Genomic DNA, 16,510 nt, shown 5'->3' on the forward strand with positions numbered 1-16,510 from the left:
ACTACTCGGCCCTGCTCGACACCGCGTCCGCGGCAGTGATGTCTTCGCCCAGCATCGGTGCCGCTCCGGTGGCACGAAGAGCGGTCAGCATGGCCGCCGCTACCTGGGCGTGACCGTCCCAGCCCCAGTGGATTCCGTCCGGATTGCCTCGGCCACCGAAGATGTCGGCTCGCACAGCCTCCGCGAGGTCGACGAGCGGAACGTTCTTGTCCTCCGCCCACGCCGTGATGGCCGCGACAGCACCCGGCCGGCCGGAGTGCACCTTGCCGTAGGCCTCACTGCGGTGGACGGACGGGAGAGTGCCGACGACGGGCAGTTCCGGTCGCATGTATTCGAGCGCCGCCCGGGAGCTTTCGAGGTACTCGACGCTCAACTTCGGGGGCAACGCGACCGGCCATCCGAGCGGAGACAGCCGCGGCTGCAACCATTGGTAGGCAGTACGCACGACCCGGCGCAGCGCGGGCGGACGAATGTAGCGGAGCTGCTCCCGCATCGCGGTGGGCAGCGGGGACGGGAGCGAATCCATTCCCCCGACCGCGAACACAACAGCACCCGCCCGGGGGACGGCCGACCACACGCGGGGGTCCTGGGTCAGGGCCCACCAGACGTCACGACTGGTCCAACCGATCCGCGCAACAAGCTCCACATCCCAGTCCAGCTCGCGCGCAACGATGTTGGGCCAGATGTCGGGATGGTTGGACGGCAAGCCGCCCTTGGGCCCGTAGTAGGACAGTGAATCGGCGAGCACGAGAAGGACCGGCCGCTCTCCGGAACCGGCCTCCATGTCAGAGGACGTCACTTGCCACGCTCGCGGATGCGTTCCAGACGTCCAGGCGCCAGCTCGGCGAGTCGGAGTTTCCGTGCGCACTGAGCTGCACCCAGCTGGTGTTACCGAGACCACCGAGCACCGGCCAATGACTGACAGGAAGATCGAGAAGCGCCGCGGTGAGTGCAGCAATCAATCCGCCGTGGGCAACCAGGACGACGGGCTGTTCGGCCCAATCCTCGTACTTCTCGAGAAGCTCGGCCACCACCGGCGTGCTGCGGCGCGCGACATCGACACGGCTCTCTCCGCCGGGCGGTGCCCACGTTGCGTCGCTACGCCACGCCGCGCGCGCACCCGGTGCCCGCGCGTCGACGTCGAGGTGAGTCAGCCCCTGCCACTCACCGAGATGGGTTTCCCGCAGACGCTCGTCGATCTGCACCGGCAGTCCGGCGTTGTCGCCGATCTCCACCGCCGTGTCGTACGCACGCCGCAGGTCCGAGGACACGATAGAGATCGGTGAGCGACCGACGAGGACGGCGGCAGCGGCGCGGGCCTGCCTCCGGCCGAGTTCGGACAGGTCGGTGTCGAGCTGACCCTGCATGCGGTTTCCGGCGTTGTACTCGGTTTGGCCGTGCCTCAGCAGAATGAGCCGTCGCGGGGCGCGCGGAGCGTCCGTCACTGCTCGGATTCCTCACTGTTCGCGGAGCCGGGATCAGCACCGTTGGTCGCGGGGGCGTGCAGGCCGATCCCGTCGACCGGGACGGTGGGGCAGTCCTTCCAGAGCCGCTCGAGTGCGTAGAAGTTACGTTCCTCGTTGTGCTGCACGTGGATGACGACGTCCACGAAGTCCAGCAACGCCCACCGGCCCTCCCGGGTGCCTTCACGGCGCACCGGCTTGTGACCGGCCTCACGCAGACGTTCCTCGATGTTCTCTACTATCGCGTTCACCTGGCGCTCGTTGGGCGCCGACGCGATGACGAAGCAGTCGGTGATGACCAGCTGCTCGGAAACATCGAGCACCACCACATCGGAGGCCAGCTTCTCGTCGGCCGCCACTGCCGCGATGCGTGCCATCGCGATGGCTTCGGTCGTTGCGCTCACTCGATGTTCTCCAGTTCGTTGAAAAAGTGCTAGCTCTTGGTCTTGCCGGGGGCCGGTTCGGACATCGTCGTCGCACCGTCCAGGCGCTCGGCGTCCGGCGGCCGATACAGGTTCCGCTTCGAGATGTACTGGACCACGCCGTCCGGCACCAGATACCACACAGGCCGGTGCCGGCTCGCGCGCCGCCGACATTCCGTCGAGGAGATCGCCAGCGCCGGTATCTCGATCAACGTGACCGCGTCCTCCGGCAGCGCGTCGAGATGAGCGGCCAGATGTTCGGTATTGAGATCGAATCCCGGGCGCGACACTCCCACAAATTTCGCCAGTGAGAACAGTTCCTCCCAGTCCTGCCACGACAGAATACTCGCCAGGGCATCGGCACCGGTAATGAAGTACAGCTCGGCGTCGGGATGGAAGCTGCGGAGATCGCGCAGAGTGTCGACGGTGTAGGTGACCTTCCGGCGGTCGACGTCCACCCGGCTCACCGAGAACCGTGGGTTCGACGCAGTGGCGATGACCGTCATCAGGTACCGGTCTTCCGCGGGGCTGACCACTTTTCCCTGCTTCTGCCAGGGCCTGCCGGTGGGTACGAAGATCACCTCGTCGAGGCCGAACCGGTCGGCGACTTCACTGGCGGCCACGAGGTGACCGTGGTGAATGGGGTCGAAGGTGCCGCCCATGACCCCGAGACGGCGCCGACGTGCGCCCGTTGTTCCCTGTTCCACGAGTGCCGAGCTTACGTGGTCATACCGGGAGCAACCCGGCGACCACCGAGGCGAGCTGCTGCGCGGAGCGGCACTCGTGCATGCTGATGACCTCGTTGTACACCTTGGCGGCCGAATCCCCGGAACCCCACTGTCCGCGTGGCTCGGGGTTGAGCCAGTGCGCATGCTTGGCCACCGACACCAGACGCGCCAGCGCCTCCAAATTGGGGTCGCGATAGTTGTTGCGGCCGTCCCCGAGGACGAGCAGTGAGGTGCGCGAGGTAATGCTCGAGGTGAACCGCTCCGCGAACACACCGAATGCGTTGCCGTAGTCGGAGTGCCCGTCGTAGCTGACGAGGTCGGCCTCGCGGATCATCCGCGACATCGCGTTCCCGAGGTCTGCACCGGTGTCGAAGAATCGGGTGACTTCGTCGGTGGTGTCGATGAAAGCGAACACCCGCACCCGCGAGAACTGCTCCCGCAGCGCATGGACGAGCAGCAATGTGAAGTGGCTGAACCCCGCCACCGAACCCGACACGTCGCACATCACCACCAGTTCCGGGCGTGCGCGTCTCGGCTTGCGCTGGACGAGATCGATGGGCACTCCCCCGGTGGACATCGACTTGCGCAGGGTCCGCCGGAGATCGATCGACCCGGCGCGATGACGACTGCGGCGCACCGCGAGCCGGCTGGCCAGCAGTCTGGCGAGCGGGGTGACGTTACGTTTGAGAGCGGTCAGCTCGGAGTCCGACGCTCGCAGGAAGTCCACTTCCTCGGCCAGCCGCGGCACGCCGTACGACGCCACCCGCTCCTTGCCCAGGTTCTCGGCCGACCGCCGACGCGTCTCCTTCTCGACCATCTTGCGGAAGTCGGCGATCCGCTGCGCCGCGGTGCGTTTGGCCACCTCGGATTCGTAGCTCTCCGTCGTTCGGGCTTCGCCGTCCTGCTGATTGCCCAGGAGTCCGTCGAGGATCTTCTTCAGCAGGGTCTCGGGCGCCACGTCCCGCAACGCCTGGTAGGCGGAGAACGACGGCCCGTTCGCCGACTGGTACTGCCCGAGTTCTTCGACCATCTGCGCGGTCAGGAGTTCGGTGAGCTCGAGCGCTTCGGGCGACCCGTCGGCGAGGAGCTCGACGATCAACTCACGCAGGGCGTCGTAATCGATGTCGCCCTTCTCGGTTCGCGGAAGCCTGGTGTCGACGGCCCCGCTCGACCGATTCCCGACGGCCGCGGGGAACCACAGATCGAACAGAGCGTCGAACGTGGAGCGGTGAGTGGGACGGCGTAGCAGGGCGCACGCCAGTCCCTCTCGGAGTGCCTCGCGGTCGAGGAGGTCGAGGACGGACATGACCTGCCCGGCATCGACGGTCTCCGACGGGCCCACCATGATGCCGCGCCGCCGCAACGCCTCGACGAAGTCGACCAGGTGGCCGGGTAACCCGTGCGGCGCGGCGGGCCCCGATGTTGCCGACCGGGACGTGGGAGGACCACCTGCAGCCATGGGAACCCTCAGTTCAGTCGCAGTTCGGCAGCGGCGCGCTGCTGGTCGGATTGGTGCTTCAGAACCACGCCCAGGGTGGCCCGCACGGCGTCGTCGTCGAGGGTGTCCAACCCGAGCGCGAGGAGCGTGCGGCCCCAGTCGATCGTCTCGGCTACCGAGGGCAGTTTCTTCAACTGCATTCCGCGCAGCACCCGGATGGTCGCCACCAACTGCTCGGCGATCGCTTCCGGAAGCTCCGGGACTCGACTCGCCAGAATCTTGCGTTCGAGTTCGGCATCCGGGAAGTCGAGGTGGAGGAAGAGGCAGCGACGCTTGAGCGCCTCGGACAACTCACGGGTGGCGTTGGAGGTGAGGAGCACGAACGGCTTCCGGACGGCCGTGATCGTTCCCAGCTCGGGAACGGTGACCGCGAAATCGCTGAGCACCTCGAGGAGCAGGCCCTCGATCTCGACGTCCGCCTTGTCGGTCTCGTCGATGAGCAGCACCGTCGGATCCTCGCGCCGGATCGCGGTCAGCAGCGGACGCGACAGCAGGAACTCCTCCGAGAAGACATCCGCCTTGGTGGAGTCCCAGCTGCTGTCGCTGCCGTGAACATTCCCCGTCGCTGCGCTCGCTCCGGCCTGGATGCGCAGGATCTGCTTCGCGTGGTTCCACTCGTAGAGCGCGCGAGCCTCGTCGACGCCCTCATAGCACTGCAACCGCACCAGTTCGGCGTCGGTCGTCTGCGCGACGGCTCGGGCCAGCTCTGTCTTGCCGACACCCGCCGGTCCCTCGATGAGCAGGGGCTTACCGAGCCGGTCGGCGAGAAACACCGCGGTCGCGGTGCCCTTGTCTGCCAGGTAGCCGGTTTCGGCGAGCCGGACGATCACGTCGTCGACGCTCACGAACAACGGCGTCGTGGTGGGTAGTGCGCGATCCACGCTCGCTCCTTTCGATGGGCTTGCGGAAATTGGTGGTCGAACTGTGGCGCTAGGCCGGACGCGTGTGCCCGTCCCCCCACACGATCCACTTCGTGGAGGTGAGTTCCGGCAGCCCCATCGGACCGCGGGCGTGGAGCTTCTGGGTGGAGATCCCGATCTCGGCGCCGAAACCGAACTGCTCGCCGTCGGTGAAGGCGGTCGACGCGTTGACCATGACGGCGGCGGCATCGACGCGGGCGGTGAACTCGCGCGCGGCCGACAGGTCGGCGGTCACGATCGCCTCGGTGTGACCGGTTCCATATCGATCGATGTGCTCTACCGCGGCATCGAGATCGTCGACGACCTTCAGCGCCACATCGAGGGTGAGATATTCGTCCGACCAGTCCGTCTCGGTGGCGGGCACCATGCCGGGAAGATCTCCGTGGACGGTGACACTGTGCGTCTGCAGCGCCTGCAGGAGCTTCGGGACGGCGACGTCGGCAATGGCGGCGTCGACCAGAACCGTCTCCGCGGTGTTACAGACGCTCGGCCGCCGCGTCTTCGAGTTGAGCAGGATTCGTTCGGCCATCTCCAGGTCCGCGGCGGCATGGATGTAGACGTGGCAGTTACCCACGCCCGTCTCGATGGTGGGGACGGAGGCGTCTCGCACGACGGCGCTGATCAGTCCGGCGCCGCCCCGCGGGATGACGACGTCGACCAAACCGCGCGCCTGGATCAGATGGGTGACACTCGAGCGGTCCTCGGTGGGCAGTAATTGCACCGCGTCTTCCGGCAGCTCCTGCGCAGCCAGCGCGGCGCGCAATGCGACGACCAGCGCCGCATTCGACTTCGCCGCGGACGAGGATCCACGCAGAAGCGCAGCGTTGCCCGACTTCAGGGCCAGGCCGAACGCGTCCACGGTGACGTTGGGACGGGCCTCGTACACCATGCCCACCACACCCAGCGGCACTCGGAGCTGTCGCAGTTCGAGTCCATTGGGCAGTGTGGATCCGCGCACCACTTCACCGATCGGGTCGGGCAGACCCGCTACTTGACGGAGTCCGGCGGCGATTCCCTCGATCCGAGCCTCGGTCAGCCGGAGCCGGTCGAGAAGGGATTCCTCGGTGCCGGACGCCCGGGCCGACTCGATGTCGGCCGCATTGGCGGCAAGGACGTCAGTCGTAGCTGCCAGCACCGCATCGGCCGCGGCGTGCAGGACCGCGTCTTTCTGCGCGGTGGTGAGCAGAGCAAGGACCCGCGACGCGGTGCGGGCACGACGAGCCGCCGCGTGAACGGCCTCACGGGTGTCCACGGCACCGGTCGACGCGGTGGAGGTCACTGCAGTCATGAAGACAGCCTATATACCGGGGTCTGTGCAGCGCGGCGCGGGAACGACCGGGAATGATTTCGTCCCCCGCGCAGGTTGCGACTGGTCGAGACCATCAGAGGCAGGAGTGCTGTAGTGAGTGTGTTGTTCGAACCCATCACCTTCCGCGGAGTCACCGTCCCCAATCGGGTGTGGATGGCGCCGATGTGCCAGTACTCGGCCGACGTGACGGGCCGCGATGTGGGAGTTCCCAATGACTGGCACCGGACGCACCTCGTGACGCGCGCCATCGGCGGTGCCGGCCTGATCCTCACCGAGGCGACGGCAGTCAGCCCGGAGGGCCGCATCAGCCCCGCCGACCTCGGCATCTGGAACGACACCCAGGCCGAGGCCTTCGCGGAGATCAACGCACAGCTCGAGTACTTCGGCGCGGTCCCGGGCATCCAGCTCGGTCACGCCGGGCGCAAGGGCTCCGCGCACGTCCCGTGGCGCGGGGGCGGGAGCCTCGACGGCGACGATCGGCTGTCCTGGCAGACGGTGGCGCCGAGCGCGATCGGTTTCGGCGACCACACCCCGCCTGCCGCGGCGACGTCCGCCGACATCCGGAAGGTGGTCGCCGATTTCGCCGCCGCCGCCGAGCGGGCGTCGCGGGCCGGTTTCAAGGTGGTGGAAATCCATGCGGCACACGGCTATCGGCTGCACCAGTTCCTCTCACCGGTCAGCAATCACCGCACCGACGAGTACGGCGGCAGCTTCGCGGGCCGCATTCGCCTCCTGCTCGAGGTCGTCGACGCAGTACGCGGGGTCTGGCCGGCCGAGTTGCCCGTCTTCGTCCGGGTCTCGGCAACCGACTGGCTCTCGGAGGAGCCCGGCCTCGACGCGGACAGTTGGACGCCGGATCAGACCGTGTCCCTCGTGCAGGCCCTCGCGGACCTCGGCGTCGACCTCGTCGACGTGTCCAGCGGTGGCGTCGCGGCCGCCCGGATCCCCGTCGGGCCCGGCTACCAGGTGCCGTTCGCCCGTCGCATCCAGAACGAGACCACGGTCCCGGCCGCCGCCGTCGGGCTCATCACCGAGCCGGAGCAGGCCGAGCGAATCGTGGAGTCGGGAGAAGCCGTCGCCGTGTTCCTCGGGCGCGAACTGCTCCGCGACCCGTATTGGCCGCGAAAAGCCGCACTGGCATTGAATGCGCAGGTGACGCCGCAGATTCCGGCGCAGTACGCCCGGGCGTACTGAGGCTCGAGCCGACAAGCCCCCGCATCCTTTGCTACGGTAATCGCTCTTACAGCTGGTAGTCCCGCACCCCGGACGGTGGGCGGGACCAGCCACGAGCCAGAGCCGATCGGCGGGGGCCGCATCGCGCCGAAGGGTCCGTGGCCAGGAGACCCGACCAGCATTTCACCCGGCGGGCGACGAAAAGATGCGTGCATCAGGTACGTGCCCCGCGTGGGTGATACCGGCGCTGGGGAGCGCACGACTCATGAATGCACCAGATCACTCCATCACCGCGGACGAGGTGGCGCAGTCACCCGACGTCACCGTCATCGACGAGGCCTCGGTCTCGCGGGCCGTCAAAGCGACCATGCTCGGCAACGCCATGGAATGGTTCGACTTCGGCGTCTACGCCTACCTCGCGACCACCATCGGCGAGGTGTTCTTTCCCGAGGCCAGCGGCACGGCGCAGCTACTGTCGACGTTCGCAATCTTCGCCGCAGCCTTCATCGTCCGGCCGCTCGGCGGTTTCTTCTTCGGCCCGCTCGGCGACCGTATCGGCCGCAAGAAGGTGCTTGCCACCACCATCATCCTCATGGCGGGAAGCACTTTCGCGATCGGCGTGATCCCGAGCTACGAATCGATCGGCATCCTGGCACCGATCCTTCTCGTACTCTTTCGCCTCGTACAGGGATTCTCGACCGGCGGCGAATACGGTGGCGCCAGTACGTTCGTCGCCGAGTACGCGCCCGACAAGCGTCGCGGCTTCTTCGCGAGTTTCCTCGAATTCGGCACGTTGGCCGGGTATGTCGCGGCGGCGGGGCTCGTCACCGTCATCAGCAGCGCAGTCAGCGCCGACGCTCTGGTCGACTGGGCATGGCGAATCCCGTTCCTGCTCGCCGGTCCCCTGGGACTCATCGGCCTCTACCTGCGCCTGCGGCTGGAAGAGACGCCGGCCTTCCAGCAGCAACAGCAGGCTGAGGAACATTCTCTCGCAGAAGAATCCACCGGCCGAAAGTTGCGCGAGACACTGGTCGACAATTGGCGGCCCCTCGTACTGTGCGTCATCCTCGTCGCCGCCTACAACATCGCGCACTACGGCCTGCTCAGCTACATGCCGACGTACCTGTCGAACACGCTCGGCTACGACGAGTCGCACGGCCTCGTCCTCATGATCGTCGTGATGCTCATCATGATGGTGTGCATCAGCTTCGTCGGAAAGCTGTCCGACCGGGTGGGTCGTAAACCTTTGCTGCTGACCGGTTTCGTCGGATTCTTCGCGCTGTCGCTGCCCGCGTACCTGCTGATCGGTGTCGGGCACTACGTCACCGTCTTCGTCGGCCTCGCGATGCTCGGCGGACTACTGCTGCTGTTCGTCGGCGTCTTCCCCTCGGTCCTTCCTGCACTCTTCCCGACGGGAATTCGCTACGGCGGCCTCGCGATCGGATACAACCTCGCCGTCTCGATCTTCGGTGGTACCACGCCTCTGGTGCTGACCGCCCTGCAGGACGCGACCGGCAGCGATCTCGTCGCTCCGATGTACATGATGGTGGCCGCAGTGATCGGGGCCATCGCGGTCCTCCTCATCTCCGAGACCGCCCGCAAGCCGCTCGACGGATCGCCGCCTGCCGTCGCCACGGAGGCGGAAGCTCGTCGTGTCCTCGGCCGGTTGCGGCGGACGAAGGCCGGCGAGTCACCGAGGTCCGAGCACGAGGCGGACGCCGTCGACGCGGGATAGTCTTTCCATCATGTCCGCTCCCAGGATCGCCGTGGTCGGCAGCGTCAACATGGATCTGCTGACGGCGACCGAACGATTACCCGCCCCCGGCGAGACCATTCTGGGCAGCGCCTTTGCCGCCACCCCCGGCGGCAAAGGCGCGAATCAGGCCATCGCCGCGGCGCGGGCAGGGGGACGGGTCACATTCATCGGCGCCGTCGGATCCGATACGTTCGCCCTCGAACTGCGCCAAACCCTGGTGGAGGCCGAAGTCGACACCACCCACCTCCGCGAGGTCGACGGGCCGAGTGGAATCGCGACCATCACCGTCGACGCCGCCGGACAGAACAGCATCGTGGTGGTCCCGGGCGCCAACAGCACCCTGACCGATCTCGAACCGGCAGATCTCGAGGCCATCGCGGCCGCCGACGTGCTCCTCTGCCAACTCGAGATACCGGTCGCGACCGTGCTCGCCGCAGCCGCGCACGCCGCCGAACACGACACGGTGGTGATGCTCAATCCCTCACCCGCTCAGCCGCTTCCCCGAGAACTCGTAGCACTCGTCGATGTGCTGGTGGTCAACGAGACAGAAGCCGCGCAACTCGGACCCGACGTGATTTCCGCCGTCCCCCACCTGGTGACCACACTCGGCGGATCCGGCGCCGAGTACACGAACCCGGGCGGCGCCGCCGTACATGCCGACGCCCCCTCGGTCGAGGTAGTCGACACGACGGGTGCCGGTGACGCGTTCGCAGGCGCTCTGGCGGTGTCGTGGATGCGCGGCCCCGAGGCCGCACTGCCGTTCGCGACCGCGGCAGGCGCACTCGCGACCACCCGGCGAGGAGCCTCGACATCCTCCCCCACCCGCACCGCCATCGAGACAGCTCTGCACCGCTGAGCAGGCCGTTCCCCCTCGCCGCAGGTGGAGTGTCACAGCAGTCGTGCACCATGGGGTCATGACCACCGCCACCACGCCCGCACTCCGCGACGAGGCCGAACGCCTGCTCCGAGAGCTGGCAGGACCCGAAGCGCGGCTGCGGGACGACCAGTGGACTGCCATCGAGGCGCTCGTCGTGGGCCGACGACGCGCGCTCGTCGTCCAGCGGACCGGGTGGGGTAAATCAGCTGTCTACTTCATCGCGGCCAAGCTGTTGAGGGCCGACGGGCACGGGCCGACCGTCATTGTGTCGCCGCTTCTCGCCCTCATGCGGAATCAGGTGGCGTCGGCAGAACGGGCGGGAGTCCGGGCCGCCACGATCAACTCGGGCAACGTCACGGAGTGGGACGACATTCACGCCCGTGTCGCGGCGCAAGAGCTGGATGTCTTGTTGGTCAGCCCGGAACGCCTGAACAACCCCGACTTCCGCGACCAGGTTCTTCCTTCCCTCGCCGCCGACGCCGGCCTGGTCGTCGTCGACGAAGCCCATTGCGTCTCGGACTGGGGCCACGACTTCCGCCCGGACTATCGGCGCATCCGCACGCTGATCGGCGAGCTCGGGCAGGGCATTCCCGTGCTTGCGACCACGGCCACCGCAAACGACCGCGTGGTCACCGATGTCTCGACCCAGCTCGGTGTGGGCGGCGGCGAAACGCTGGTGTTGCGCGGCGGGCTCGAACGCGAATCGCTACATCTGTCGGTGGTGCAAATTCCTGAGGCCACGGCCCGCGCCGCGTGGCTCGCCCAGAAGCTCGACAGCCTGCCCGGGTCGGGGATCATCTATGCGTTGACGGTGTCGGCGGCACGAGATCTGGCGAGCTTGCTCACCGAGCAGGGGCACACCGTCGCCGCCTATACGGGACAAACCGATGCCGGCGAACGGGAAGGCCTCGAGCAGGATCTACTCGACAACCGCGTGAAAGCCCTGGTGGCTACGTCGGCGCTCGGCATGGGCTTCGACAAGCCCGATCTCGGATTCGTGGTGCACCTCGGTGCGCCGTCGTCACCGATCTCGTACTACCAGCAGGTGGGCCGTGCGGGCCGTTCCACTGATCGCGCCGAAGTCATCTTGCTCCCCGGCTCGGAAGACCGGCAGATCTGGAGCTATTTCGCCTCGGTGGCGTTTCCCCGTGAGCACATCGTGCGGCGGGTCATCGAGGTTCTCGACCCCGACCGGCCGCAATCCACGCAGGCCCTGGAGCCGCTGGTGGAACTGGGGCGGACGCGGCTCGAGATGGTGTTGAAGGTTCTCGATGTGGACGGTGCGGTTCGCCGCGTCCGTGGGGGCTGGGTGGGAACCGGGCAGCCTTGGACCTACGACGCCGAACGCTACGAACGTCTCGAACGGGCCCGTGAGTCCGAGCAGCAGGCCATGCTCGACTATCAACGCATCACCACGTGCCGGATGGAGTTCCTGAGGGAGCAGCTCGACGATCCGGGACTGGTCGAGGGGGCGTCCGACTGCGGCCGGTGCGACAACTGCACCGGCGCGCACTACGACACCGCTGTGGATGCAGACACCGTGGCTCAGACCCGATCGCGGCTGGAGAGGCCGGGCATCGACCTGGCGCCTCGGAAACAGTGGCCTTCGGGACTGAAGAAGCTCGGTGTCGCGTTGTCGGGGAAAATTACGGACGGTCCGGAACCGGGCCGTGTCCTCGGCCGATTGTCCGACCTCGGCTGGGGACAACGACTGCGCACTCTGATGGACGGACCGGACGGTCCGGCACCGGAGAACGTCTTGCAGGCCTGCATCGCCGTGCTGGCATCGTGGGACTGGACGCAGCGGCCCACCGCCGTCATGGCCGTCGAATCGACCACCCATCCCCTTCTCGCGGCCTCCTTGGCGGAGCGGCTCGCCCAGATCGGACGGCTCGAGCATCTGGGAGTCCTGAGGCAACGACCCGGCCATCCGCCGGTCTCTGCGGCGAACTCCGCCTACCGGGTGGCCGGTCTGGCAGACGCGTGGGAAACCCCCGAACTTTCGGGTTCCACGGGGCCTGTTCTCCTCGTCGACACCCTCACCGACACCGGCTGGACCCTGACGATGGCTGCCCGGACGCTGCGGGCGGCGGGCGCCACCTCGGTGCTGCCTTTCGCCCTGGCAGCCGTGAAGTGACTCCGCAGCGGCGGTCGAGTGCCCTGAGATCTCGAAATGGACAAGTGTGTCGCTTGCGGATCGTCGAAAAGTTACATAACGTGAGCAGCGTCACATTGCCCGTCTCACCTGCGAAGGCTCCGTGCCCGGACGGGCCAATTTCGCGACGCACGTGAAATCGGCATAGATGGTTGTTAGGTTGGTTTTTCCAATGACGCCTGTTCAGAAGAGTGCCATCCCGACCACCGCGCCGGACGCGGTGTTGTTTCGAAGTCCACAGATCTCTGATGGAGTCCGGCTCTGGGAGATCGCCAGGAACACGGAAGTGCTCGACCTCAACTCGAGTTATGCCTACCTGTTGTGGTGCAGAGATTTCAGCCGCACGTCGATCGTCGCAGTGGTCGACGAACGAGTAGTGGGATTCGTTTCGGGCTACATCCGCCCCGAATCCCCGGCGACACTGTTTGTCTGGCAGGTCGCCGTAGACGCAGACCAGCGTGGCAAGGGAATTGCCGGACGCATGCTGGGCGCCTTGCTCGATCGTCTTGCGCCTGAAGGGATCACCCATCTCGAGACGACGATCAGCCCCGACAACGAGGCATCGATCGCGTTGTTCACCGCATTGGCGCGTCGCCGAGATACGGCGATCACCAAGCAGACGTTATTCTCGCCCAACGATTTTCCCGATGGACACGAAGCCGAAGATCTGTACACGATCGGCTAAGAGCATGCCCCGGAGGAATGCAGCAACATGACTGACAGCAGTACGACTAACGCTCATACCGATATCTTCGAGAGCCTCGAATCCGAGGTTCGCAGCTACAGCCGCGGGTGGCCCACCGTTTTCGAAACGGCGTCCGGATCGTGGATTCGCGACGAGAACGGCAAGGACTACCTCGACTTCTTCGCCGGAGCCGGCTCGCTCAACTACGGGCACAACAACCCGGTGCTCAAATCGGCACTCGTCGACTACATCGTCGGTGACGGAATCACCCACGGTCTCGACATGTCGACCGTCGCGAAACGCGAACTGCTCGAGACCTTCGAGGACAAGATCCTGAAACCGCGGGGCCTCGACTACAAAGTCCAGTTCCCCGGCCCCACCGGCACCAATACCGTCGAGGCCGCGTTGAAGCTTGCCCGTAAGGTCACGGGCCGTTCGTCGATCATCAACTTCACCAACGCGTTCCACGGCATGACGCTCGGCGCGCTCTCGGTCACCGGTAACTCGATGAAACGTGCCGGAGCCGGTATCCCGCTGGTGCACGCCACTCCCATGCCGTTCGACAACTACTTCGACGGAGTCACCGAGGACTTCCACTGGTTCTCCCGGGTCCTCGACGACTCGGGCAGTGGCCTGAACCGTCCGGCCGCCGTGATCGTCGAAACCGTTCAGGGCGAAGGTGGCGTCAACGTTGCTCGGGCCGAGTGGCTGCGCGCCTTGGCCGAGCTGTGCGCCGAGCGCGACATCCTGCTGATCGTCGACGACGTTCAGATGGGGTGCGGGCGCACCGGCCCGTTCTTCTCCTTCGAGATCGCCGGCATCACCCCCGACATCGTCTGCCTGTCGAAGTCGATCAGCGGTTACGGGCTCCCTATGGCGCTCACGCTGTTCAAACGCGAACTCGACGTGTGGGGTCCGGGCGAGCACAACGGCACGTTCCGCGGCAACAATCCCGCATTCATCACCTCCAAAGTGGCCTTGGACCAGTACTGGTCCGACGACGCCCTGCATCAGTCGACGCTGGCCAAGGGCGAGAAGATTCATCAGGCGTTCACCGCACTGTCCAACCAGTTCGAGGGCAAGGTCTTCACCCGCGGTCGCGGCCTCGTTCAGGGTCTCGTCTTCGACGAGGCCGAGAATGCGGGCAAGGTCTGCAAACTCGCCTTCGACGAGGGACTGCTCGCCGAAACCTCCGGACCTTCCGACGAGGTGGTCAAGCTGCTACCGGCGCTCACCATCACCGACGAGGAACTCGACCACGGACTCGGCATTCTCGCCGAGGCCACCGGCAAGGTTTGCAGCTAGAGAGAGGATGGGAGTACCCATGATCGTTCGCACCACCGCAGAAATCACCGACACCGAGCGCGACATCACCAGCGAGGACGGCAATTGGCGCAGCAAGCGCATCGTCCTCGGCGGTGACAAGGTGGGCTTCTCCTTCCACGAAACCACGATCAAGGCGGGAACTGTCAACGAGTTCCACTACGCCAACCATGTCGAGGCCGTGTGGCTGGTCGAGGGCACGGGCAAATTGGTCGATCTCGACAACGACAAGGTTTACGACCTCGGACCCGGATCGATGTACCTGCTGAACGGACACGAACGGCACCGCGTCGAGCCGGAGACCGAAATGCGCATGCTCTGCGTGTTCAACCCGCCCGTGACGGGACGTGAGGTACACGATGAAAATGGTGTCTACCCGTTGATCGAGGTTCCCGCGTAGCGTCGAACCATGGCCGACGACGTTGCTGTTCCAGCTGTTGCCATCGGACCCGCCCCGGACCCGCTCCTCGAGGACGCGGTGCGCCGGGGCGGCGCCCGTCTGTCGCCCTTCGAGTCCGCCGATGCGTTGGTGTGGACCGCGGGCCCGATCGGGTTTCCCGACCCGCTCCCGGACAATATTCGGTGGGTGCAGCTCGATTCCGCCGGGGTCGAGCAGTGGTTCGATGCGAAACTCATCACACCCGATACCCAGATCATGTGGACGTCGGCTGCGGGTGCGTTCGCGGCCACAGTCGCCGAACATGCCCTGACGCTCCTCCTGGCCGGAGTGAGGGCGCTGCCGGAACACATGGCGGCCCGAACGTGGCGTCAGCACGATTTCTACTCCAAGGTCGGCACCCTGCGCGGTGCGATGGTCGCCATGGTGGGCGCAGGCGGCATCGGCCGGGCACTCATTCCCATGCTGGCCTCGCTCGGAGCCGACGTGATCGCCGTGAATCGCTCGGGCAGCCCCGTTCCGGGTGCCATCGAAACGCTTCCGACCACCAGGTTGAACGAGGTGTGGCCGCGGGCCGACCATTTCGTCATCGGGGCGCCCGCGACGTCCGCGACACATCACCTGGTGAGCGGCGCCGAACTGGCTCAGATGAAGTCGACGTCGTGGGTGATCAACGTGGCCCGCGGGTCGCTCATCGACACCGATGCCCTCGTGCACGCATTGCGGAACGGCAGCATCGGCGGCGCCGGACTCGATGTCACGGATCCGGAGCCGCTTCCCGACGGTCACCCGCTCTGGGAACTGCCCAATGTAATCATCACCCCCCACGATTCCAACCCGCCGTCCGTGCGTCCGCCCGCATTCGCCGATCATGTGGCGTTGAATGTGACCCGTTTCGTCGCCGGTGAGCGGCTCACCGCCCTGATCGATCCCGTCGTCGGTTACTGACCCGGCGCTACCCTGGAGTGCGTGTTCGACCGACTGCTCGACGTACTCAGCGGCCGGCGTCTGTGTGTGGTCACCGGCGCCGGCATTTCCACGGATTCCGGAATCCCCGACTACCGGGGTCCCGACTCTCCCCCGCGCAACCCGATGACCTTCCAGCAATTCATCGGCGACCCGGACTTCCGTCGTCACTACTGGGCCCGGAATCATCTCGGCTGGCGGCACATGGACGCAGCCCGGCCCAACGCCGGTCATCGGGCCCTGGCCGGTCTCGAACGCGCCGGCGCCGTGCACGCGGTGATCACGCAGAACGTGGATCTGCTCCACACCAAGGCGGGCAGTCGCCGGGTCATCGATCTACATGGCACGTACGCACAGGTGCGTTGTCTCTCGTGCGGTGCACTGATCTCCCGGGCAACACTGGCCGAGCGTCTCGAGCGAGCCAACCCCGGGTTCGCCGAGACCGTGGCCGCCGCGGAGGGAGTCGAGATCGCACCGGACGCGGACGCCGTCGTCACCAGTACGGAGCACTTCCGGATGGTCGACTGTGAGGCCTGCGGCGGGCTCCTGAAACCGGACATCGTGTACTTCGGCGAGTCGGTCCCCAAGCCGAGGGTCGCGGCTGCCTACGCCGTGGTCGACGACGCGGAAGCGCTGCTGGTGGCGGGTTCGTCGCTCACCGTCATGTCGGGACTACGGTTCGTCCGGCACGCCGCCAAGCGCGCAAAACCGATCGTGATCGTCAACCGTGGGTCGACGAGAGGTGACGAGTTCGCCACCCTCACACTCGATGCGGGTTGCTCGGACGCGCTGCGGGCGCTGCTCGACGTATCCACCACGATGTCGGCGTGACAGGCAC

The 16,510-nt window shown here is 66.4% G+C and carries 16 protein-coding genes; 9 read left to right on the forward strand and 7 right to left on the reverse strand.

Annotated elements, in window-relative coordinates:
* Position 1: 1 nt before the first annotated feature.
* The 7 genes from octT to L1080_RS14035 are packed head-to-tail and all read right to left on the reverse strand — an operon-like array spanning position 2 to position 6,319.
* On the reverse strand, positions 2 to 799 hold the full coding sequence (gene octT, locus L1080_RS14005; RefSeq protein WP_250771403.1) for a diglucosylglycerate octanoyltransferase: 798 nt from the start codon (positions 797 to 799) through the stop codon (positions 2 to 4).
* Entirely contained in the window at positions 786 to 1,445 is a 660-nt protein-coding gene (locus L1080_RS14010) for a histidine phosphatase family protein (RefSeq protein WP_109328949.1), read from the reverse strand. Before L1080_RS14010 ends, octT begins: the two co-directional genes overlap by 14 nt.
* Positions 1,442 to 1,867 carry a ribosome silencing factor gene (gene rsfS / locus L1080_RS14015; protein WP_109328947.1) on the reverse strand — a complete coding sequence of 142 codons (426 nt, stop codon included), beginning with the start codon at positions 1,865 to 1,867 and terminating at the stop codon, positions 1,442 to 1,444. Before rsfS ends, L1080_RS14010 begins: the two co-directional genes overlap by 4 nt.
* Positions 1,868 to 1,896: 29 nt before the next feature.
* Entirely contained in the window at positions 1,897 to 2,592 is a 696-nt protein-coding gene (gene nadD / locus L1080_RS14020; RefSeq protein ID WP_109328945.1) for a nicotinate-nucleotide adenylyltransferase, read from the reverse strand.
* Positions 2,593 to 2,611: 19 nt separating this feature from the next.
* Positions 2,612 to 4,072, reverse strand: a complete 1,461-nt coding sequence (locus L1080_RS14025; RefSeq protein ID WP_159921415.1) for a vWA domain-containing protein — start codon at positions 4,070 to 4,072, stop codon at positions 2,612 to 2,614.
* An 8-nt stretch (positions 4,073 to 4,080) separates the two neighbouring features.
* The gene (locus tag L1080_RS14030; protein ID WP_250771400.1) at positions 4,081 to 4,992 is read right to left on the reverse strand and encodes an AAA family ATPase; all 912 of its coding nucleotides are present in this window, start codon (positions 4,990 to 4,992) and stop codon (positions 4,081 to 4,083) included.
* A 49-nt stretch (positions 4,993 to 5,041) separates the two neighbouring features.
* Positions 5,042 to 6,319, reverse strand: coding sequence for a glutamate-5-semialdehyde dehydrogenase (locus tag L1080_RS14035; RefSeq protein ID WP_159921411.1), 1,278 nt, complete (start codon positions 6,317 to 6,319; stop codon positions 5,042 to 5,044).
* Between the two features lie 114 nt (positions 6,320 to 6,433).
* On the opposite strand from L1080_RS14035, the gene L1080_RS14040 reads away from it, so the two are divergent.
* The 9 genes from L1080_RS14040 to L1080_RS14080 all read left to right on the forward strand — a co-directional run bounded on the left by L1080_RS14040 (position 6,434) and on the right by L1080_RS14080 (position 16,503).
* Positions 6,434 to 7,534 carry an NADH:flavin oxidoreductase/NADH oxidase gene (locus tag L1080_RS14040; RefSeq protein WP_250771397.1) on the forward strand — a complete coding sequence of 367 codons (1,101 nt, stop codon included), beginning with the start codon at positions 6,434 to 6,436 and terminating at the stop codon, positions 7,532 to 7,534.
* A 244-nt stretch (positions 7,535 to 7,778) separates the two neighbouring features.
* Positions 7,779 to 9,248 (forward strand): MFS transporter, encoded by a 1,470-nt coding sequence (locus L1080_RS14045; RefSeq protein ID WP_250771394.1) that lies wholly within the window; start codon positions 7,779 to 7,781, stop codon positions 9,246 to 9,248.
* Between the two features lie 10 nt (positions 9,249 to 9,258).
* Positions 9,259 to 10,125, forward strand: coding sequence for a ribokinase (locus tag L1080_RS14050; protein WP_159921405.1), 867 nt, complete (start codon positions 9,259 to 9,261; stop codon positions 10,123 to 10,125).
* Positions 10,126 to 10,183: 58 nt separating this feature from the next.
* Positions 10,184 to 12,283: a RecQ family ATP-dependent DNA helicase gene (locus tag L1080_RS14055; RefSeq protein WP_250771390.1), complete on the forward strand. Its 2,100-nt coding sequence runs from the start codon at positions 10,184 to 10,186 to the stop codon at positions 12,281 to 12,283.
* Between the two features lie 190 nt (positions 12,284 to 12,473).
* Positions 12,474 to 12,986, forward strand: coding sequence for a diaminobutyrate acetyltransferase (ectA, locus tag L1080_RS14060; protein WP_159921401.1), 513 nt, complete (start codon positions 12,474 to 12,476; stop codon positions 12,984 to 12,986).
* A gap of 27 nt (positions 12,987 to 13,013) precedes the next feature.
* On the forward strand, positions 13,014 to 14,291 hold the full coding sequence (gene ectB, locus L1080_RS14065; RefSeq protein WP_159921399.1) for a diaminobutyrate--2-oxoglutarate transaminase: 1,278 nt from the start codon (positions 13,014 to 13,016) through the stop codon (positions 14,289 to 14,291).
* Between the two features lie 19 nt (positions 14,292 to 14,310).
* A complete protein-coding gene (locus tag L1080_RS14070; protein WP_109328926.1) occupies positions 14,311 to 14,709 on the forward strand; it encodes an ectoine synthase in 399 nt (132 codons plus the stop codon).
* Positions 14,710 to 14,718: 9 nt separating this feature from the next.
* Positions 14,719 to 15,654 (forward strand): D-isomer specific 2-hydroxyacid dehydrogenase family protein, encoded by a 936-nt coding sequence (locus tag L1080_RS14075; RefSeq protein WP_250771385.1) that lies wholly within the window; start codon positions 14,719 to 14,721, stop codon positions 15,652 to 15,654.
* Positions 15,655 to 15,675: 21 nt separating this feature from the next.
* Positions 15,676 to 16,503: an NAD-dependent protein deacetylase gene (locus tag L1080_RS14080; RefSeq protein WP_250771383.1), complete on the forward strand. Its 828-nt coding sequence runs from the start codon at positions 15,676 to 15,678 to the stop codon at positions 16,501 to 16,503.
* The last annotated feature ends 7 nt before the right edge of the window (positions 16,504 to 16,510 follow it).

Source organism: Rhodococcus sp. MSC1_016, assembly GCF_023667485.2.
GTDB lineage: Bacteria > Actinomycetota > Actinomycetes > Mycobacteriales > Mycobacteriaceae > Rhodococcus_F > Rhodococcus_F oxybenzonivorans.